This is a genomic window from Lachnoclostridium sp. An76 (genome assembly GCF_002161355.1).
Lineage (GTDB): Bacteria > Bacillota > Clostridia > Lachnospirales > Lachnospiraceae > Mediterraneibacter > Mediterraneibacter caccavium.
This window is the reverse complement of sequence record NZ_NFHL01000013.1, coordinates 20,429-40,014: the sequence shown is the minus strand read 5'-3', so window position 1 is coordinate 40,014 and position 19,586 is coordinate 20,429. Positions and strand designations below refer to the sequence as shown.

Annotated in this window: 18 protein-coding genes; 4 read left to right on the top strand and 14 right to left on the bottom strand. The window is 52.8% G+C overall.

All coding sequences use genetic code 11. The features are described from left to right. Positions 1–102 precede the first annotated feature (102 nt). From B5G27_RS16685 to B5G27_RS15280, 5 genes are all read right to left on the bottom strand, one after another. Positions 103–234 (bottom strand): hypothetical protein, encoded by a 132-nt coding sequence (locus B5G27_RS16685; protein WP_275533014.1) that lies wholly within the window; start codon positions 232–234, stop codon positions 103–105. Between the two features lie 518 nt (positions 235–752). After that, positions 753–2,150: a CotH kinase family protein gene (locus B5G27_RS15295; RefSeq protein ID WP_087179711.1), complete on the bottom strand. Its 1,398-nt coding sequence runs from the start codon at positions 2,148–2,150 to the stop codon at positions 753–755. A 6-nt stretch (positions 2,151–2,156) separates the two neighbouring features. Then, the gene (locus B5G27_RS15290; RefSeq protein ID WP_087179710.1) at positions 2,157–2,828 is read right to left on the bottom strand and encodes a DUF4956 domain-containing protein; all 672 of its coding nucleotides are present in this window, start codon (positions 2,826–2,828) and stop codon (positions 2,157–2,159) included. A 17-nt stretch (positions 2,829–2,845) separates the two neighbouring features. Further along, positions 2,846–3,592 carry a polyphosphate polymerase domain-containing protein gene (locus B5G27_RS15285; RefSeq protein ID WP_087179709.1) on the bottom strand — a complete coding sequence of 249 codons (747 nt, stop codon included), beginning with the start codon at positions 3,590–3,592 and terminating at the stop codon, positions 2,846–2,848. Beyond that, positions 3,582–4,412, bottom strand: coding sequence for an anti-sigma-I factor RsgI family protein (locus B5G27_RS15280; RefSeq protein WP_087179708.1), 831 nt, complete (start codon positions 4,410–4,412; stop codon positions 3,582–3,584). Before B5G27_RS15280 ends, B5G27_RS15285 begins: the two co-directional genes overlap by 11 nt. Positions 4,413–4,683: 271 nt before the next feature. Here B5G27_RS15280 and B5G27_RS15275 point away from each other — a divergent pair, with 271 nt between their 5' ends. Next, complete coding sequence (locus tag B5G27_RS15275; protein ID WP_087179707.1) at positions 4,684–5,400, top strand: sigma factor; 717 nt, start codon at positions 4,684–4,686, stop codon at positions 5,398–5,400. A 39-nt stretch (positions 5,401–5,439) separates the two neighbouring features. Continuing rightward, positions 5,440–6,276 (top strand): anti-sigma-I factor RsgI family protein, encoded by an 837-nt coding sequence (locus tag B5G27_RS15270; protein ID WP_087179706.1) that lies wholly within the window; start codon positions 5,440–5,442, stop codon positions 6,274–6,276. Between the two features lie 10 nt (positions 6,277–6,286). On the opposite strand, the gene B5G27_RS15265 is transcribed toward B5G27_RS15270, so the two are convergent. The 4 genes from B5G27_RS15265 to B5G27_RS15250 all read right to left on the bottom strand — a co-directional run bounded on the left by B5G27_RS15265 (position 6,287) and on the right by B5G27_RS15250 (position 11,820). Continuing rightward, complete coding sequence (locus B5G27_RS15265; protein ID WP_087179705.1) at positions 6,287–7,198, bottom strand: magnesium transporter CorA family protein; 912 nt, start codon at positions 7,196–7,198, stop codon at positions 6,287–6,289. Between the two features lie 54 nt (positions 7,199–7,252). Then, on the bottom strand, positions 7,253–9,301 hold the full coding sequence (gene ppk1 / locus B5G27_RS15260) for a polyphosphate kinase 1 (RefSeq protein WP_087179704.1): 2,049 nt from the start codon (positions 9,299–9,301) through the stop codon (positions 7,253–7,255). 95 nt (positions 9,302–9,396) lie between these two features. After that, positions 9,397–10,770 (bottom strand): PhoH family protein, encoded by a 1,374-nt coding sequence (locus B5G27_RS15255; RefSeq protein WP_087179703.1) that lies wholly within the window; start codon positions 10,768–10,770, stop codon positions 9,397–9,399. 183 nt (positions 10,771–10,953) lie between these two features. Beyond that, on the bottom strand, positions 10,954–11,820 hold the full coding sequence (locus B5G27_RS15250) for a LysR family transcriptional regulator (protein ID WP_087179702.1): 867 nt from the start codon (positions 11,818–11,820) through the stop codon (positions 10,954–10,956). Between the two features lie 215 nt (positions 11,821–12,035). Here B5G27_RS15250 and proB point away from each other — a divergent pair, with 215 nt between their 5' ends. Beyond that, entirely contained in the window at positions 12,036–12,833 is a 798-nt protein-coding gene (gene proB / locus B5G27_RS15245) for a glutamate 5-kinase (RefSeq protein WP_087179701.1), read from the top strand. A 96-nt stretch (positions 12,834–12,929) separates the two neighbouring features. On the opposite strand, the gene B5G27_RS15240 is transcribed toward proB, so the two are convergent. The 3 genes from B5G27_RS15240 to B5G27_RS15230 all read right to left on the bottom strand — a co-directional run bounded on the left by B5G27_RS15240 (position 12,930) and on the right by B5G27_RS15230 (position 16,382). Beyond that, on the bottom strand, positions 12,930–13,775 hold the full coding sequence (locus B5G27_RS15240) for a C39 family peptidase (protein WP_087179700.1): 846 nt from the start codon (positions 13,773–13,775) through the stop codon (positions 12,930–12,932). A 132-nt stretch (positions 13,776–13,907) separates the two neighbouring features. Next, entirely contained in the window at positions 13,908–15,170 is a 1,263-nt protein-coding gene (gene uraA / locus B5G27_RS15235; protein ID WP_087179699.1) for a uracil permease, read from the bottom strand. A gap of 102 nt (positions 15,171–15,272) precedes the next feature. Then, positions 15,273–16,382, bottom strand: coding sequence for a dipeptidase (locus B5G27_RS15230; RefSeq protein WP_087179698.1), 1,110 nt, complete (start codon positions 16,380–16,382; stop codon positions 15,273–15,275). A 148-nt stretch (positions 16,383–16,530) separates the two neighbouring features. On the opposite strand from B5G27_RS15230, the gene B5G27_RS15225 reads away from it, so the two are divergent. Next, positions 16,531–17,241: a gamma-glutamyl-gamma-aminobutyrate hydrolase family protein gene (locus tag B5G27_RS15225; protein WP_087179697.1), complete on the top strand. Its 711-nt coding sequence runs from the start codon at positions 16,531–16,533 to the stop codon at positions 17,239–17,241. A 58-nt stretch (positions 17,242–17,299) separates the two neighbouring features. Here B5G27_RS15225 and B5G27_RS15220 read toward each other — a convergent pair whose 3' ends face one another. Beyond that, the gene (locus B5G27_RS15220; RefSeq protein ID WP_087179696.1) at positions 17,300–18,169 is read right to left on the bottom strand and encodes an HAD family hydrolase; all 870 of its coding nucleotides are present in this window, start codon (positions 18,167–18,169) and stop codon (positions 17,300–17,302) included. Beyond that, positions 18,163–19,566 (bottom strand): NAD(P)/FAD-dependent oxidoreductase, encoded by a 1,404-nt coding sequence (locus tag B5G27_RS15215; RefSeq protein WP_143449749.1) that lies wholly within the window; start codon positions 19,564–19,566, stop codon positions 18,163–18,165. Before B5G27_RS15215 ends, B5G27_RS15220 begins: the two co-directional genes overlap by 7 nt. Between the last annotated feature and the right edge of the window lie 20 nt (positions 19,567–19,586).

Below are 19,586 nucleotides of genomic sequence, written 5' to 3'. Positions count from 1 at the left end.
GACGGGGATATGGCTCAGGTTCCGGTTCCGTAATCTGGGAAAGACGTAAAAAGAATGGGATACGGCTAAGGACAATTTCAAAGCGGAAGATTCGCCTGCGGCTCAGGCATCCGCTTTGAAATTAACGCCGCATCCCATTCTTTTAAGTCTTTCCATCAGATTACTCCAAGTCACCGTCGCCATATCCCCGTCCGCCGCGAAAGGTGCATCAAAGGAGCGGTTTTCTGCGCACATCCGATCGGAAGGTCCCCGCAGGCAAATGCAGGATTTCAAAAGGTGGGTCAGAGGGGAGCTTCAGCGGCGGAACAGGAATTTATCCAAGACGGAAGATACTGTGGACTTTCGGGAGATGGGTTGCCTTTTGCCGGGAGAGTTCCCTTCTCGCCGCGTTTTGAAATGCTGCATTTGTCGGGGACCTTCCGTCTTGAGCAAAACCAGAAAACAGCGAAGCGCCTTTTTCGAAAACCTTTCAGCACGGGTGTGTGGGTGTCTGAGGTGACTGCGGAGGGGCTTGAAAAAACTTGAAATCCGGAACTATGCGTTGAAAGCAGCAGGGGGCTTGTCTGAGCCAAAGGCGAGTTGCTCCCTGCTGCTTTCTGACTTTAGCATAGTCCCGGATTTCTTAGTTTTTGCTGCCACGGAGCCCCGGAGCCGAAGCCACCCACACACCCGTGCTGAATACGTCTTCTATAACTGCGCTTCACTGTTTTCGGACGTTTAGCCAACAGGAAGGCTCCCTCACAAATACAGATTTACCGTTTTAAGTCTGACAGTTCCCCCATATCCGGCAGCCACACCCCGGATCCGTCTATCCGGCTTTTGGTATCCTCCAGCTGTCCCCGGATCGTAGAGGGGATCTCTCCCTCAAGCTGACCTCTTACGCTTTCCGCGCGCAGCAGGCAGAAATCCGTGATCGTCTGCACGCCGGTAAGGAATTCATCATAGGAGCAGAATGCCGTGGGATCCTGTTTTACATAAGGTGCGATCAACTTAGCGGTCTCCGCTGTCTTTTTTTCAAAATATCCGCTCTCAAAATACCCGCTGATAAACTCGTCAAAATAGGTGTGGTACATGGAAAAATATTCATCGTGTTTCATCAGGTTATGATAGAGAGGGCGGTTTTTCATGATCTCTCCCGCTGCCGGAGTATCGATCGGATAATTGATATACAGCTGCGCATCATTGACAGGGTCCGGCATTCCCAGAGAATATGTGGCGAACGCCAGATTATAATCCCAGGGAAGTATGCTGATGATCCCATCCTCTTCGTACAGAAAGTAATTATGTCCCGTCCTTCCCAGGTAACTGTCCAGATTCACTACAAATACCTGTACTGTAAAATATCTGAGCACTTCATCTGTATCCACCGCCTGTTCCAGATCCACTCCTTCTGACAATATCCGCAGCGCCCGGATCAGCCGAGTCTGGTCCTCTGTGTCAGTCTCAAATCTGGCATTTCGGAAAATGTTGTCATAATCCGCAGGATCTTCTGACATATACTGCAGGGCAACATCCCGGTTTTCCTCTTCCAGCGAACGGTAGTCCGGCTTGTAAAGTTTCCCGTGACCTGCTCCGAAGTTCCGTCTCGCAAACGCCTCCTCCGGCTCCTCTACAGCCAGGAACAGTCCCCAGTCATTCCCGTTGACCGTGACCCATACATAGCTGCACAGAGGAGACGGCACCTCCATATAGTCCATCATATCGTATGCGAGGTAATTTTTCATGTAACTGTTGTCCTGATAAGAAGAGTCAAGGGAAAGCTTATCCAGTCCGTAATATGTATTCCCGTCCTGAAAATGGTCAAACTCGATCTTCAGGCTGTAGCGCTGCAGGCCGTATTCATTGACAAGCCTGAGCGAATTATTCCCCTTGGCGCGCAGGCCCACGGAAGAAAAAGTCTCTCCGTCGATCTCCACGTCGCACTCTGTATATATTTCTTCCGGAGCCGCCGCGAGGAATGCTTCCCAGTCATCGATCTGAATATCCACCGTGTGCACATAACTGTCGTCAAACAGTCTTGTCGCATATCCGGGCTCCGAATAACGCGGCTGTATGCCCAGCCTTTCTGCAAACAGGAATACTCCCGCCAGTATACACGCCGCAGCGGCTGCCATGATACAGATCCAGTCTGTATATCTGTGCTTCAGCATAATATGCTACCCCATATAATCGCCGTTGTATGACACAAGAACCGTGTGTGTCACGCCTTCCATCCCGGCAACTGCATTGACAAACTCTGCCTCGCCTTCCCGGAACCGCACCTCATAATTCAGCTCTATACACCCCGGCGTAACTGTCTTGCTCTTTAATGAAAGCGCTTTGACCTGATCTTTTATGTACGCTTCCACTTCCTTTTCCTGGGAATCTGTCTGGCAGTGTACGACAAGGATATACGGGCGCTCCAGATTTTTTCTCCCCGCGAAGACCAGCAGCACCAGACCGATAAAAACGCTCCCGAACACGGCAAGCGGGATAAATCCGGCTGCCAGGACAATGCCTGCGGCAATGCTCCAGAAAAGGAACGCGATATCCATAGGCTCTTTGATCGCTGTCCGGAATCTGACGATGGACAGAGCTCCGACCATACCAAGAGAGAGGACGATATTGCTCGTGACAGCCAGCATCAAAAGCGTAGTGATCAAAGTCAGGGTTATGAGCGTCACGCCGAATGCCGCTGAATACATCAGGCCGCAGTAACTCTTCTTATAGATCAAAAAGATAAAAAGCCCGAGAGCAAAAGCGAGGATCAGGGCAAGCGTCATATCCAGCACAGATACCGCGCTTATATTTTCCAGAAAAGAGGATTTGAATATATCCTGAAATGTCATTTCTCATTCACCTTTCATTATCCGTATTTTCGGCACACTGCATATTTGGAGTATGCGCCTGTCTTTCTGTCCGGGGTCTGCACTGCCAGCCTCACAAGATCCGGCAGAAATGCATCATATTTCACTTCCAGCACAGTACATCCTGCCGCGGGCACGTGCATTCGGCCCGGATCCAGAAAATCCGTGCTGAAAAGCCCTGTATGCAGATCCCGGTCCAGTGTGATCCGCACATTGCCCGGGGCATATACAAATGCCTCGCGCTCATAGCTGACAATGGTCTTCGGTCGCAGGAGCTGCCCTTTCATCTTCGCGTAAAGCTCGGTCAGGAGCGGATCCGCACTCTCCAAAAGGAAACCGATTTTCCCGGAAAGCAGCTGATGCGCCTGCTCCTGTGTAAGGCGGGCGCTGCGTTTGGAACACAGCCCGCCTCTCTTTATCTTCTTTTCCAGCCTGAGGAATGTCAGATCCCGGTCATAATATCTCAGCCGGAACTTTTCCCTGTCACTCACCCCCGCGGCCTTCTGCGCGAGAGCTTTGTCATCCGGAGTGTCAAAATACAGGCTGTTCACCCGGTATACTCCATTTTTCCCTGCATGGCTGTCCCGGCGGAACAGCCTGCTCAGCCTGGATGCAAGCACCGCATCTTCCGCCGGGGTCACCATATGCTTCAGCTCATGCCGGAATGCAGCCGGCGTTTTATCGATCTTCACAGCCTGGCCGTGCTTCTCTGACAGCCCCTCTTTCCCTGTCTGATCAGTCGTCATAGCCGGAATCCCCATAACCGGAATCCCCGTATCCGGAGTCACTATAACCGGAATCACCATAGCCGGAGTCGCCTCCGGACGGCGCTGCCGGAGCAGGAGCAGGAGTCGGCGCGGGAGCCGGGGCCGGCGCGCTGTAATCTGTCACACCATCGTTGTTCGGGCCGTAGTCTGTGTCATTGTAATCCGTCACGCCGTCGTTGTTCGGGCCGTAGTCCGTATCATTGTAATCCGTCACGCCGTCATTGTTCGGACCGTAATCTGTATCATTGTAATCTGTCACACCGTCGTTGTCCGGGCCGTAATCCGTATCACCGTAATCCGTCCATCCGTAAGTGCTCTCTCCTGCGACTTCAACCGGGCTGTTCATCTGGACCGAAGAAGTATATTCCTGGATCCCTGCTACGATATGGTTGAGGAAATTCTCTTCCGGGAGATAAGAACCTGTTCCAATCTCCAGGGTGATCTTTCTCGCGCTGCCGTCCGCTTCTTCCACAAAGTATCCCGCATCATTGATCTTAGCGACCAGCTCTTTGATCACATCCCGGCAGGGCCTTCCTTCATATCCGCTGTAATCTGCCGCGAGATTTTTTCCATCATCATTTCTGCCTTCAATGCCTGTTACCATTCCGGCCTCATCATAAGAGACTGCGATCTCCGGATTCACCTTCAGACAGATGACTCCGCTTTTCTCCTGTGTCTCTGTCTGTGCCGTCCCGGATGCCGGGGCCGGCTGTCTGCTTCCGCATCCTGCAAGAATGCCTCCCATAAGCCCAACTGTCAATACTGCTGCAAGTGTTGTGATCATGTGTTTTCTCGTCATAACTCTTTCTCTCCTTTTTGTGATTTTGTTTCGGGTTATGATGTAGATTACGCAGTCCTGATCCCAAAAACGGGGTCGAAACAAAAATTTTTTTAATTATATCTGAAAAATGATTTTTCTGTCCGCAGCTTTTCTTAGATTTAATCTATATTTAACATCATTTTTACACGAAAAAGATATAATGAACCGACAATTTTCCAAGTGCACACCCCTGAAAAGAGAATCTCTTTACGTATACTATAAATAGGGAGGAAATAGGAGGGAATTACGAATGAACGAAGTACAGGATCTTGTCGGACGTGTGCAGGCCGCCAGGACAGATCCCGAAGCGGCAGATGCCCTGATCCGGCAGTATATGGGTTTTATCCGCGCAGAGACAGCGAAATTTATCAAACGCGCTCCCATTGACGGACAGGATGAAGAGCTGAGCATCGCCATGCTTGCTTTTTATGAAGCGATACTGGGATACGAGCAGAACCGTGGAGCATTTCTTTCCTATGCGTCCCGCGGCATCCGAAACCGTATGATCGACCATTACAGAAAAGAAAAAAAGCACGCAAAAGTCATTTCCCTGCATGCACCTCTTCAGGATGAGGACGATGATATCTCAAAGCTGGACCGCCTGGAAGACCCGAAGAATGAGATCGAGGCTTCGCACAGGCGGGCCGCCGCGCGGGAAGAGATTGAAGAATTTGAGCGTCAACTGGGGGAATTCGGCATCACATTTTCCGAAGTAGCAGACAACTGTCCCCGGCAGGGACGTACGCTGGCATCCTGTCAGAAAGTACTGGCCGCTGCAAAGCTCCACCCGGAAATCTTTGACATACTGCTCGAATCCAAAAAACTCCCGATCTCATCTCTGGCGGAAAAATCAGGGACTGACAAAAAGACACTGGAACGGCACCGAAAATATCTTATCGCGGTCCTGCTCGCATTTACAAACGGTTACGAGATCATCCGGGGACACCTCTACCATCTGTCCTCCTGAAAGACATTCACGCTGTACACGGCAGAAACGGAGCTGAAAATGAAAAAAGACACTACTTATCTGGTCATGAAAGTCCACACCGCATACGCAGTCCTTCTGGATAACAGCGGACGATATATCAAGGCCGCAAACAAAGGATACCAGACCGGCGATACTGTCCGGGACATCGTCCCTCTGATCTATCCTTCAGACAGGGCTGAAAAACGCAGGCAGATCATCCGTCTGACAGCAGGCCTGGCCGCGTGCATATGTCTGGGCGCATTCGGCGTCTATGAATATCAGTACCTGTATGTTCCCTACGGGACGATGCAGATGCAGATCAATCCTCTTATAGAAATGACGCTGAGCCGTTCCGGCCGCGTACTGGATCTGCAGGGCCTCAACGCAGATGGCGAAGTCCTGGCCGAAAGCTATGACTACAAAGGGGAAAGTGCAGAAAAAGCAGCCAGCGGACTGGCAGACCTTGCCGTGCAGATGGAGTTTCTGAAAGACGGGGGACAGATCGGAATCCTTGCGGATTCCGAAAGTTCAAAATGGACATCCCAGACCGAGCACAGCGTTGCCGGCGCTCTCAACGAGCATCTGCGTAGCGAGTCTGTCACCGTTGAGATCCTGACCGGGACGATCGACCTTGACACAGGGGACGGTCAGTTCCTTCAGGACCCCCAGTCTGTCACGATCCCCATCCCCGGCGCCCAGGACGAGGAACCCGCAGCGCCTGAACAGCCGGTCCAGGAATCTCCTGCTCCGTCCACTCCTGTCCAGCCCCAGCAGCCGGCATCGCCTTCCGGCGGATCCGGGGACAGCGGGTATAACGCAGAAGGAGACAGCGGATACGACACTTCCGGAGACAGTGGATATAGCGGGGACGACTGAAAATCTGTATTTACAGAATGTGCTTTTTCTTGAATATGATGATACACCCGGCGAGCACGATGATGCTCAGCGCGACGACCCACGGATAGCCATCCTTTAACCCGGGCATATCCTGAAAGTTCATTCCGAACCACCCGGTGATCAGGGTCAGCGGAAAGAAGATGGTGGAGATCACGGTCAGGTACTGCATGTTGCTGTTCTGCCTGGCGTCGATCTGCGCCTGGTATGCCTCTTTAACCTGCTGGGCGTATTCCAGGAGATGGTTCGTCCGGCTCATAAGCCGGTCCGCCCGGTCTGTGAGCGTCCCGAAATATTTCAGGTGTTTCTTAAGGAAGAACCCGTTTTCATTTTCCTCCAGCTCTTTGCTCAGGTCCATGATCTCGTCATAATAACTGCGAAGGTTCAGCAGCTCCCTGCGGATAGGCATGAGCTTATTCTGGAAATTTGCGATGTGCTCCTGGCTCACATCCTCTTCCATCCTGAGCAGGCGCCGCTCATACGCCACCAGCATCTCCAGGTCGCGGCTGATGAACTCTGCGATATAGTTGTAGAGGAACCGTTCTTTTGTCTCTCCCTGATGGGTCCTTTTCTGCTGGATCCTGCGGATCAGACGGATAGAGAAATCCTCGTCATCCACGATCACTACATTTGCCCTGTTCACAAAGAAATACATCCTGTACCTGCTTCCCAGTACATCCAGGAGTTTCGGGATACACAGAGTCCCCACCACGCAGTCCTGCTGGTTCTCCAGACGGCAGAACCCGATCTTGGACACATGGATCTCATTCTCATACACGATCCCCGCCTTAGACAGCACCTCTTCCGCATGCCTGGAATCCGTCACAAAAACCGCCGGACCGGGATCTGATTCCCAGTCCGACAGTTTCATCGGTATCAGTTGTTCGCCAAACTTAAATATCATCCTATCACCTTACCTTGATGCATCTTACCTTGAGGTATCTTGCCCTGATGTATCTTATCTTGATGCCGCTCTGTCATACGCTTCCTGATACAGGCGCTCCTGGGAATTGACAGGCTCTCCCTCGCATTTCACGTAAGTATATTTCCCGTCGCTTCCTTCTATGCGCGCTTTCTTATTGTCGCTGAGCATCAGGTCGAAGATCCCGCGTATGCGCTTTTTCAGCTTTTCTGAATAGACCGGTGCCGCCACTTCCACCCGCTTCACCGTATTCCTGGTCATAAAATCCGCAGACCCGATATAATACTTCGTCCTCTCTCCACATCCGAAGATATAGATCCTGGAGTGTTCCAGGAATCTTCCGACAATGCTGATGACCCGGATATTCTCTGTCTCGCCCGGCACGCCCGGGATCAGGCAGCAGATGCCTCTCACGATCATATCGACATGTACGCCCGCGCGTGAAGCCTCTGCCAGCTTATCCATGATCTTCTTATCTGTAAGCGAGTTGAGCTTCAGCCCGATATACGCTTCCTCACCGTTCTGTACGCGGCGGATCTCTTCGTCGATCATATCGATCACTTTTGACTGGAGACATTTCGGTGCCACAAGGAGATGTTCGGACTCTTCCACTGTCTCTCCCTTGGTCAGCGCCTGGAACACGCGCGCCGCTTCCAGCCCGATCTTTTCATCCGCGGTCATAAGGGAAAGGTCTGTGTACAGGCGCGCTGTCTTTTCATTATAATTGCCTGTACCGATCTGTGTGATATACTCCACGCCGTCGCGCCCGCGCCTTGTGATCAGGCAGAGCTTGGAATGCACCTTAAACCCTTCCAGTCCGTAGATGATCTGGCATCCCGCCTTCTCCAGCATCCGGGACCAGCGGATATTATTTTCCTCGTCAAAGCGGGCTCTCAGCTCCACGAGCACGACGACTTCCTTCCCGTTCTCCGCCGCCTCGCACAGCGCCTCTATCACCTTGCTCTGCTTAGCCAGGCGGTACAGCGTCATCTTGATGGACACCACCCGGTCGTCCTCAGCCGCCTCGTTGAGCATATTCAGGAAAGGACGGATCGACTCATACGGATAGGACAGCAGTTTGTCCTCCTGTCTGATCTGCTCCAGTATGCTCTCTCCGTCGCGGAAGTCCGGCGATTTCTGCGGGACTCTCTTATTGTAAAAGAGCTCCGGGTTCATGCGCAGCAGATCCTGGATCTGGAAGATAAAGGACACATCCAGCGGAGCTCTGCTCTTAAACACTCTCTCCGGGGATACATCCAGATACCGGCAGAGCGATTCTACCACATTTCCTTCCATATCCCTGGACAGGTCCAGGCGGACAGGGGACAGCTTCTTCCTCTCCTTCATAAGATCCGCCATGAATTCTCTGTAATCCAGATCTTCATCATAGAGGGCATCGGCATCAATATCTGCATTTCTTACCACGCGGATCAGTGATTTGCCTTTCACTTTGTAGCCTTTAAATACTTTTCCGATATAGTGCAGGATCAGGTCTTCCGAGAGCATGTACCGCCCTCTGCCTCCCGGCAGTTCGATCATCCTCTCGACCATGTTGTTTGTACACGGGATGATCCCCAGCCGTTCCTTCCCGCTTCTCGTCTCCAGGACGACCACTGCGTAGATATCTTTATTGCGCAGGAACGGGAACGGCTGGCGTTTGCTCACGATCGTCGGGGAGCTTAAAGGCACGATATTTCGGTTAAAATGCTGCTCCAGATATTTCTTTTCCTCCGGGTCCGCGTTCTGGAAATTGATGAGCTGTATGCCGTATCCCGCGACCTTTTCCATCAGATTCTGATACGCCTCATCTTTCCTCTTATTCAGTCTCTTTACCTCTTTCAGGATTGCTTTGATCTGCTCCTCTGAGGTCATATTGGTCTTATTGTCCCTGATCTTCTTATTGAGCAGCATCTGGTCCTGGAGGGATCCGACCCTGACCATGAAAAACTCATCCAGATTGCTCTGATAAATAGAGACAAAGGTCATGCGCTCGCACAGAGGCACCTCTGGATTTTCCGCCTCTTCCAGCACTCTTTCATTAAATTTCAGCCAGGACAATTCCCTGTTCATGTATATTTTTTCCATAACCTCTCCTTTTAGTATACTTTTAAAAATTTGATCCGTTATCCTCATTTTCAGGACTCTCTTTTTTCTGCGGCAGAATCCTGGCAGCCGTCCTCTTACAGCCGCTTCACCGCTTCCATTGCCAGTGCAGAACGCTCGCACTCCTGTGCGCTCATCGTGATCTGCCAGCACAGCGGGCTCCCCTTCATATGTTCCGATGCATAACTCAGCCCGTTAGTCCGCTCATCCAGAAACGACCGGTCGATCTGGTTCGGATCCCCAAGGAGAATGATCTTTGTATCCTTTCCGGCTCTTGTGATGATCCCCTTGATCTGATCTGGTGTTGTGTTCTGGGCCTCATCAATGATGAGGTATGTCTTTACAATGGAACGCCCGCGGATAAAATTCAGCGCCTCTGCCTGGACCAGACCCCTGGCAAAGATTTCCTCTACCTTTCCCCGGAGTTCCTCTTCATCATCATACCTCTCTTCTTCGCTGGAATCAATAAGCTGTTCAAGATTATCAATGATCGGCCGCATGAGCGGGGATATCTTCTCCTGTTCATCCCCGGGAAGGAATCCGATATCATCATCAAACTGGGCGTTTGGGCGGCAGATCAGGATACGGCGGTATTCACCTGTCGGATGGTTCAGAAGTTTTTCAAGCCCTACTGCAAGGGAATAAAATGTCTTGCTCGTCCCTGCCATACCTTTCACAATAACAAGAGGCGCTTTATCTGCCGGCTGCATCAGTGCCTCCTGGAGAAAATACTGACCTGCATTTCTCGGTGTGATCCCATAGGGAGAGCTCTTCCTGTACTCCAGCTTTTTGATCACGCCCTTTTCCACACGGCCCAGATGTGTCTTTTTCGCGGATTGGTCCGCTTTCAGTATTACAAACTGGTTTTCCACCAGTTCCGGCACATAACTCTCTCCCTGCTGATCAACAGCATAGACCATATCCGCCGGGACGCCTTTTTTCTTAAAATCCTTAAAAAGTGCTTCCGGCACATAGATCTCACATCTGCCGCTGTACTGATTTTCATGTTCCAGCACCTGCTCAGTGGTAAAATCTTCCGCACAGATACCAAGGATCTGCGCCTTGATCCGAAGGAGGATATCCTTTGTGACAAGGATCACCTGCTCCTCACTTTTCCCGGAAAGTCCAAGGCAAACCTTCAGTATCCGGTTATCCATCACCTCTGCGGACAGTTCCTCCGGCAGTTCCACATCCACAAAATTTTTTTCCACCCGGAGCACCCCTCCGCTTTCGAGCGCCACACCGCTGAGCAGGTCTCCCTTCTGCCTGAGCTGTTCCAGACGGCGGATGCTCCTGCGGGCATTCGCCCCGATCTCTCCTTCCGCCTTTTTCAGATGATCCAGCTCTTCCAGTACGACCATGGGCAGCACGACAGAATTATCCTCAAACTGGTCGATGGCATAGGGCGCCTGGATCAGGATATTTGTATCCAGCACATAAATTTTTACCATATGATATCCCTCTCAGATTAACATTCTTTCCGGGCACAGCTAATATACACGGAAAGGTTATACTCATTTTATCGTATCCTGGCAGTCTGAAAAGTTATATCCACGTTAAATCCACGTAAAATCCTCCGACCCTGCTGCCGCAGGCACAGACACAGCCTTGCGGAAGCGCTGTGCCAACAGATTTCATCGGTAATCCAGATATTCCATAAACCGCTTCAGCATTGGGGACGTCCCCTTCTTTTCCTTCCAGGCCAGGCCGATATTACGGTATGCCGGGATTTCCAGTTCCCTCGCCACGACCCGGTACGGGATCCGTTTCAGGATCAGTTCCGGGAGGATGCTGATCCCCAGCCCGCTCTCTACCATGGACATGATCGCATAGTCATCCCATGTCGTAAAATGCACCCTGGGGGTGAATCCGTTTCTCTCGAAGATTTCCGACACTTCCGCCTTCGCCCCCTTTTCCAGGAGCATGAACGGCTCCCCGCAGAGAGCGGATACCGGGATCTTTTCCAGCGCTGCCAGGGGATGTCCCTCCGGCAGCACGACCAGCAGCCGGTCCTGCTCCAGGAACACCGATTCCAGCTCCTTCCGGGCAGGGAGCCGCAGGAAGCCGCAGTCCACCCGGCCTTCCTCGATCCACGTCTCAATCTCTGTATAATCCCCCAGGATAAGCTCATAATCGATCCCGGGATATTCTTTCTGGAATTCCCGGATGATATTCGGCAGCCAGTGGGTCGCCACGCTGGAAAACGTCCCGATCCGGATCAGCCCTGATTTCAGGCCGTTGATCTCGTCCACCTCTGCCTGGAGCTTCTCGTACTCACTGCACACGCGCTTCGCGTATGGGAGGAGACGCGTCCCCTCGCTGGTCAGGCGCACTCCTGATTTTCCCCTCTCCAGCAGCGTCACCTGCCATTCCCTCTCCAGGTCGCCGATCATGCGGCTGATGCCTGACTGGGAATAATTGAGCACACCGGCGGCCCGGGTAAAACTCCCACACTCCACAGTCTTTACAAACGCAAGATATTTCTGGATGCTCCCATCCATACCGTCCCCTCCCATCTGATCCTGTCACACAGTCTGTCTTCAGCTCATCATCTGATTTTGTCATATTACAGATGATAATTATTCGCTTTTGTAATCTTTAGGTGTATGATACGATAGAAAAGCTGATATGTCAAAGAAAAGACTTATAAAAACATATTATACTAAGATGTTACTGCTTACAGTAACAGGAAAATACCCCAGGGAGGAAACAGAACATGGGACTTTATAACAACAGGATCGTAGTAAAGGTAGGCACATCCACTCTGACGAACGATGCGGGAAAGAGCGACCTGCGCGCCACAGACCGCCTGGTCTGCACACTCGCTGACATCCACAACATGGGATACGAGGTCATCCTCGTGTCATCCGGCGCCATCGCAGTGGGAAGAAACAAGCTCGGTATGCACTCAAAACCGGACAGCATGCGCATGAAACAGGCCGCTGCCGCTGTGGGCCAGTGCAGCCTGATGTACCTGTACGACAAGTTTTTCGGGGATTATGACAAGACAGTGGCACAGATCCTCTTAAATGCAGAGGATATCGAGCAGGAAGAGAAAAAGGAAAACCTGACCAACACCTTCAACGCCCTGCTGGAGATGGGCGTCATCCCCATCGTAAATGAAAATGACTCTGTAAGCTACACGGAGATCGAGTCTGAGGACAGGCTCTTCGGGGATAATGACATGCTCTCCTCTGTCGTCGCCGTCCTCTGCCGGGCAAAACGTCTCGTGATCCTCTCCGACATTGACGGATTCTACGACAGCGATCCCAGGCTCCACCCGAATGCCAGACTGATCGAAAAGATCGACTGCATCGATGACAGCGTATACTCCCTTGCCGGAGGCGCAGGCTCCAGAAGAGGCACCGGCGGCATGCGCACAAAGCTGCAGGCAGCCCAGCTCGCCACCTCCCAGGGCATCGATACGATCGTGACCAACGGCAAGAGACCAGAAGCCCTCTATGATATCATCAGGGGCGGACAGGCAGGGACTCTCTTCACGGGGAAAAATTAGTCCGGGTCTGAACACAGTTCAGCGGCATAAAAACAGCGGCTGACAGCTATCGTGCTGCCAGCCGCTGTTTTTATGCCCCTGTCTTCCGGGCAGGACTTACCCTGCCGTATAGACCCAGAGGTTGCTGATCTGTGTGTACAGTGTCTCAAAATCCCACAGCTTCTCGCTGCGCTTTACACTGTTCGGGTCGTTGACGCGGATCTTCCCGTCTTCGAGCCCGACAAGTACGATAAAGTGGCCTGTGGTAGTAAAATCCCCGGGGCCCATGCTGCATATGATGGGACTGCCGTTTTCCAGGGCGGAAAAGACTGCCTCTTCGCTCAGTCCCATCTCCTCCCCGTGGATCCCGAACTGCGCTGCTCCTTCTGTCATCAGCGCCCAGCTCGTTCCCGCGTCTCCCTCATAATATCCGTTCTGCTCCGCAAATTTTGCCACCTTGTACGGAGTGATCGTATTGTCTCCGGTGAGCCCTGCCGCCACCATGGAGATCACAGTCGGCCCGCATCCGTTTACCGCGATCAGATTGTCCCCGTATATCTGGTAGCCCCATCTCTCGTCCCACTGGAGGAGATGAGGGATCACACCGGGCGTCACTTCTCCGATATCCTCTGCCGGCGGAAGATCCTTTTTCTCCTGATAATCCCGGACAAAATCAATGGTTTCCGGATTATTTTTTACAAGCTGCCTCAGCGTATCCGACATATCCCCTGCCTGCTGATATACAGGATCAAGATCCCCGCTCCAGGCAATCCCGTCCCTCGTCAGTATAAGATGGTCCCCGATCACATTTTTCAGGGCAAAAAGCACTGCAATGACTACCAGTACAGCCGCGATTCTCCTGAGAAAACCGCCCCGCCGTCTTTTCCTCTTTCTCCGGCGCCTGTCTGACGGATAAGCCTTTCTCCTTTCTTCTCCTGCGTACTCCACCCAATGCTGTGACATTTATCGTCCGCCTCCTTAAACATTCAAGATCATGGAAAGGATCAGCCTTCCTTTCCACTGAGGCAGATTATAAAAAAGAAAAGCAGCGTTTTTTCGAAACAAATTCTTAAGTTTGGATGAAGAATCCGGGTGTCAGGCTTCTTCTCTGTCATTCGTAAGTTTCAGTTTGTCCAGCACATAAAAGGTCAGGCCCATGATCATACCGACCACGCACGCCAGCACCATTCCTGTAAGCTGGATGCTGCCGAACTGTACATTGATCCCGGAAAGTCCGACAACAAAGATAACGGAAGTCATCGCCATATTTCTTGAACGTCCGTAATCCACTTTGGAATCTACCAGGATACGGATACCGGATGTCCCGATCATCCCGTAGAGCAGGAAGGAGATCCCGCCGATCACAGGCCCGGGGATCGTATTGATCAGAGTCGTCATCTTCCCGATGAAGGAACAGATAATAGACAGCACTGCCGCGCCCCCGATCACGTATACACTATATACTTTTGTCATTGCCATGACCCCGATATTTTCTCCGTAAGTCGTAGTCGGCACGGAGCCAATCAGGCCGGAGATCATCGTGGAGAAATTATCCGCAAACAGAGAACGGTGGAGCCCCGGATCTTTCAGAAGATCTCTCCCCACGATCTTGCTCGTGACGATCTGATGTCCGATATGCTCTGATGCGATCACAAGGAGCACCGGAAGGACGATCACGATCGCCTCCCATTTGAAGCTCGGCAGGGAGAAATTCGGCAGAGAAAAGAGCGGCGCAGCCATAACTTTCGAGAAATCAACGATGCCGCAGATCAACGCCGCCGCGTACCCCGCGATAATGGCGATCAGGATCGGGATCACTGCCAGGAACTTCCGGAACACAACGGAGCCGAGCACTGCTGTGAGCAGGGTGACAAGAAATACGATCACATTTTTCGGATCTATTGTTTCATCCAAAAGCCCCGCATTGGAAGCAGCGTTCCCCGCCAGCTCCAGGCCGATCAGAGCGACTACCGGCCCCATTGCCGCAGGCGGCAGGACCACGTCGATCCAGTCTGAACCGAACTTATAGATAATGAGCGCCAGGATACAGCCCAGAAAACCTACGGCTACAAATCCGCCCAAAGCGTAACTGTATCCCCACTTTGCGATCACGACACCCGCCGGAGCGAGAAACGCGAAGCTGGAGCCAAGATAAGCGGGCGCCCTTCCTTTTGTGATCAGGATGAAAAGCAGGGTACCCACACCGTTCATGAACAGGACGACCGCAGGGTTGATGCCGAATACAAAGGGCACCAGGACGGACGCGCCGAACATGGCGAACATATGCTGGATACTCAGCGGCACCAGCAGCTTAAATGGTACTTTCTCTTCTACCTGGATGATTCTTTTGTTTTCCATTTTTTACCTCTCTTCCTTTTAGCAGCTATGATTTTGTGCAAAACCCCATTCCCATACATCATACCACGCCCGGGAGTCATACGCACCACAAATTTCTTCGGATCAGCTGATGCATTCTTTCAGGATGCGCATCACATTCCCATACGCTGTCTTCTCGATCTGGCGCTCCGTAAACCCGGCGCGCTTCATGGCATCCCACAGGACGTCCATATCCTGGACGCTGCGGATCCCTGACGGGAGAGACTCCCGGTCAAAACCGTCAAAGTCCGTCCCCAGAGCCACGGCATCCTCCCCGGCCTGGTCCATCATATGCCGGATATGGCGGACAATATCCTCGGCCTGCGCCCCGTCATCCTCTGCCGGCTTCCCGGCAGGCCTTAAGAATGCCCCATAGAAATTTACTCCCGCCACGCCGCCTTTTTCCCCGAGGGCATGGAGCATCTCATCGCTCAGGTTGCGGGGATGGGGACAGAGCGCCCTGGCGTTCGAGTGAGATGCGATCACCGTTTTTTTGCTGCGGCGGACACAGTCCCGGAAGCCTCCGTCTGACAGGTGCGACACATCAACGATCATTCCCAGGTCATTCATCCGCTCCACCGTCTGTATGCCGAATGGCGTAAGCCCCCTCTGCATGATCTCCGGATCCCTGCTGTTGGGACTCCCGATACAGTTTTCATAATTCCACGTAAGCGTGATCAGACGCACGCCCCTGGCATACAGTTCCTCCAGGCGCTCCGGCCTGCCGTTCAGCACGCCGCCCTCCTCCACGGTCAGGACTCCGGCCACCCTGTTTTCTCTCTCCATGCGCAGGATCTCTTCCGCCGAGCGGGCGAGCCCGAACCGTTCTCCCTGGGCGCGCGACGCATAGTCTGCCATTGTCAGCGCCTTTCTGTACGCCCGGTCCCATAAAGGTCCCGTCCTCCAGCTCTTCTCCATGCCCTCTCCTGCATCGTCTCTGGCGCCGCCGCGGTCATCTTTTGCATCGCTGCGGTCATCTTTCGCGTCGCTGCGGTCATCTTTGAAGCCGCCGCGAAAGTCTGCGGCATTTACATAGCATGCGAAAAACTGTGCCGCTGCGCCGCTCTCATGCAGTCTCCGTATATCAACACACAGATCATTTTCCCACAGTCCGCCTTTTCCGCCCTTTTTCTCAGGTCGTCCTTTCTCCGCCAGAATGCTGAGTGTGTCGCAGTGCAGATCGATCCATTTCATAAAAAACTCCTTTGATGTATAATTTTCTGTTTTTTTACATAGTCTATCATATCATCGGCGCGCCGCAGATATTCCTGAGAGGGAAATTTATCCGGCCCCCGCGTCAGACCGCCTTCCGGCAGATCATCTCAATCGATAAGGAGTGCTTATGGAACCAAAAATCGGTATCATTGTATGCGGCTTTTCTGAGAACCGCCAGTTTGTGACCAATCCCTATATCCAGTCTGTCCGGTATTCCAGGGGACTGCCTTTTATCCTTCCGCTTGTGCGAAGCGACCACGTCATAGATGAGTATGTCAGATTCTGCGATGGCTTCCTCTTCTGCGGAGGGGAAGACATCACCCCTCTTCTCTTTGGAGAGGAACCTGCTGAGGGGAACGGAAAGACCGATATCACTGTGGATCTCTTCCAGATCCGTCTCATGAAGCGGGTGCTCACGTCACGGAAGCCTGTCCTTGCCATCTGCCGGGGGATGCAGATCTTAAGCGTGGCCTGCGGCGGCACGATCTGGCAGGACATGTCTCTGATCCCGGGCCGGGTCCTGAATCATATGCAGCAGTCGGCAAACCGCAGCGAAGTCAGCCACCGCATCCGTATCGAGCGCGGGAGCAGGCTGAGGCAGTACGCAGGCACCTGCCTGTATGTAAACAGCTTCCACCACCAGGCAGTGAATTTCCCCGGCAGGGGCGTCTCTGTCAGCGCTCATGCGCAGGACGGCACGATCGAAGCGATCGAGCTGGACTCCCACCCGTTTGCCATCGGAGTACAGTGGCATCCCGAATGCATGTACCGCACATCCCGGGAAATGCGGGACCTTTTTCACGAATTCATCTCACATTCCATGCGATTGGGGACGTAGTAAAATCGGATTTTACTACGTCCCCAATCGCAGTTTGCCCTGTCCCTAAATGCACATTTCACCACTTCATCAGCTGTTCAATGGCCTTTGCAGCCCCGTCCCTGTCATTGGACTCCGTCACCAGATCCGCTCTTTCTTTCAGTTCCGGGACCGCATTTCCCATGGCAATCTTTATTCCCGCCGCCCCAAACATGGACAGATCGTTTTCCCCGTCGCCGATGCAGGCGGTCTCTGCCCGGCTGATCCCCAGATACCTGCACAGTGCGGTCAGCGCGTTTCCCTTTGACGCTTTTTTCGAATAGATCTCCGCATAGATCCCTGTATAAGCCGCGCTCAGCTCCGGATAGGACAGCATGGTTTCTCTCAGTTCTTCCTTTGCTTTTCGTGAGAGGAAATAGAACTGCAGCTCTTCCACTTCCTGCCTGCTTTTTTCCACAGCTTCGCGCAGATCCCTGACACAGTATACCCCGGCGGCGTCTTTCCCGTAGATCAGTCTCCCCGCCATCGTCAGGAGCCTGCCTTCCATCAGGTACCGGTGACAGATATGAGCGGCATTCCCGAGACGGATCTCCCTGCACGCTTCCAGGAGAGATACCGCGTCCTCTCTTGGTATCATCGCGCGGAACACTGTCTTTTTCTCAACGATATCTGTCACTGCCGCCCCGTTGGATGAGATCACATAGCGGAAGAGCCCGCGGTTATCGCGCGCATCCTGTCTCCATCCTCTGTAAGCCGACCCTGTACCGCTGCCACGGATCATGCCTGCTGCCAGCCGGTGGGGCACACACCCCAGATTCCGTCCGGTGGCGGGGACGACGATAATCCCCTCCGACGACGCCCGGCGCAGGGCATTGATCATCCTGTCTGTCATGCGGCTCCTGCTGTCTAAACAGGTGCCGTCCATATCCACTGCAAGTAATCTTACCATCTATCTGCTCTCTCTGCGATCTCTCTCGCCACATACACCCCGCTTGCCGATGCATGGGACAGGGAATGGGTCACGCCGCTTCCGTCCCCGATCACGTAAAGTCCTTTATGCCTTGTCTCCAGATGCTCATCCAGCTTCACTTCCATGTTGTAGAATTTTACCTCCACGCCGTAGAGCAGCGTGTCATCGTTGGCCGTGCCCGGGGCGATCTTATCCAGGGCATAGACCATCTCTATGATCCCGTCCAGGATTCTCTTCGGGAGCACAAGGCTTAAGTCCCCGGGCTCCGCCGCCAGCGTGGGGCGGACGAATCCTTCCTCGATCCTCTCCCAGGTGCTCCTCCTTCCGCGGATCAGATCCCCGAAGCGCTGTACGAGCACACCGCCGCCCAGCATATTGGACAGGCGGGCAATACTCTCCCCGTATCCGTTGCTGTCCTTGAAAGGCTCGGAGAAATGCTTCTCCACCAGAAGGGCAAAATTCGTATTCTCTGTCTGCTTCTCAGGATCTTCATAGCTGTGTCCGTTCACAGTGACGATCCCGTTCGTATTCTCATTCACCACGATGCCGTATGGGTTCATGCAGAACGTGCGCACCTTATCCTCGAATTTCTCCGTGCGGTACACGATCTTGCTCTCATAGAGCTCATCCGTCAGATGGGAGAAGATGACCGCAGGGAGCTCCACGCGCACGCCGATGTCCACGCGGTTGGATTTCGTCGGGATATCCAGCCTCCCGCAGATCTCCTCCATCCACTTGCTCCCGCTGCGCCCCACGGAGATAATGCACCTGCCGCACTCATACGCCCCGTCCTTTGTGATGATCCTGTATCCGCTGTCCATCCGTTCCACATCGTCTACATGGCTGTTGAACCGGAAATCCACCTTTCCCTTCAGCTCATCAAACAGATTTTCCAGCACGACATAATTGATATCCGTCCCGAGATGACGCACAGATGCATCCAGGAGTTTCAGCTTATTCTGCATGCACAGCTTCTTAAACTTTGTGCCCGCGGTAGAGTACATTTTCGTGCCCTTGCCGCCGTACGCTACATTGATCTCATCCACATAGCGCATCAGCTCAATGGCAGTATCCTTGCCGATATACTCGTACAGTGTGCCGCCGAAGTCATTGGTAATATTATATTTCCCGTCAGAGAAGGCGCCCGCTCCTCCGAAACCGCTCATGATCGCGCAGGTCTTACATCCGATGCAGCTTTTTACTTTCTTCCCGTCGATCGGACATTTTCTCTTCTCCAGAGGATTCCCCGACTCAAATACAGCCACCCTGATCCCGGGGGCTTTCTTCATCAGCTCATACGCCGCAAAGATCCCTCCCGGACCTGCGCCGATGATGATCACATCATATCTTTCCATAGCCTCTGTCCTTTCCCGCATTTCTTTTCTTAACACTCCCT

Bases quoted from the DNA above. Each gene is read 5' to 3' on its own strand.
- B5G27_RS15225 (WP_087179697.1), top strand. From the start codon at position 16,531: ATGGAACCAAAAATCGGTATCATTGTATGCGGCTTTTCTGAGAACCGC.
- B5G27_RS15215 (WP_143449749.1), bottom strand. From the start codon at position 19,566: ATGCGGGAAAGGACAGAGGCTATGGAAAGATATGATGTGATCATCATC.
- B5G27_RS15240 (WP_087179700.1), bottom strand. From the start codon at position 13,775: ATGTCACAGCATTGGGTGGAGTACGCAGGAGAAGAAAGGAGAAAGGCT.
- uraA (WP_087179699.1), bottom strand. From the start codon at position 15,170: ATGGAAAACAAAAGAATCATCCAGGTAGAAGAGAAAGTACCATTTAAG.
- B5G27_RS15255 (WP_087179703.1), bottom strand. From the start codon at position 10,770: ATGGTAAAAATTTATGTGCTGGATACAAATATCCTGATCCAGGCGCCC.
- B5G27_RS15250 (WP_087179702.1), bottom strand. From the start codon at position 11,820: ATGGATGGGAGCATCCAGAAATATCTTGCGTTTGTAAAGACTGTGGAG.
- B5G27_RS15280 (WP_087179708.1), bottom strand. From the start codon at position 4,412: ATGACGAGAAAACACATGATCACAACACTTGCAGCAGTATTGACAGTT.
- B5G27_RS15295 (WP_087179711.1), bottom strand. From the start codon at position 2,150: ATGCTGAAGCACAGATATACAGACTGGATCTGTATCATGGCAGCCGCT.
- B5G27_RS15230 (WP_087179698.1), bottom strand. From the start codon at position 16,382: ATGAAATGGATCGATCTGCACTGCGACACACTCAGCATTCTGGCGGAG.
- B5G27_RS15275 (WP_087179707.1), top strand. From the start codon at position 4,684: ATGAACGAAGTACAGGATCTTGTCGGACGTGTGCAGGCCGCCAGGACA.
- B5G27_RS15265 (WP_087179705.1), bottom strand. From the start codon at position 7,198: ATGATATTTAAGTTTGGCGAACAACTGATACCGATGAAACTGTCGGAC.
- B5G27_RS15285 (WP_087179709.1), bottom strand. From the start codon at position 3,592: ATGACGACTGATCAGACAGGGAAAGAGGGGCTGTCAGAGAAGCACGGC.
- B5G27_RS15220 (WP_087179696.1), bottom strand. From the start codon at position 18,169: ATGGTAAGATTACTTGCAGTGGATATGGACGGCACCTGTTTAGACAGC.
- B5G27_RS15290 (WP_087179710.1), bottom strand. From the start codon at position 2,828: ATGACATTTCAGGATATATTCAAATCCTCTTTTCTGGAAAATATAAGC.
- ppk1 (WP_087179704.1), bottom strand. From the start codon at position 9,301: ATGGAAAAAATATACATGAACAGGGAATTGTCCTGGCTGAAATTTAAT.
- B5G27_RS16685 (WP_275533014.1), bottom strand. From the start codon at position 234: ATGTGCGCAGAAAACCGCTCCTTTGATGCACCTTTCGCGGCGGACGGG.
- B5G27_RS15270 (WP_087179706.1), top strand. From the start codon at position 5,440: ATGAAAAAAGACACTACTTATCTGGTCATGAAAGTCCACACCGCATAC.
- proB (WP_087179701.1), top strand. From the start codon at position 12,036: ATGGGACTTTATAACAACAGGATCGTAGTAAAGGTAGGCACATCCACT.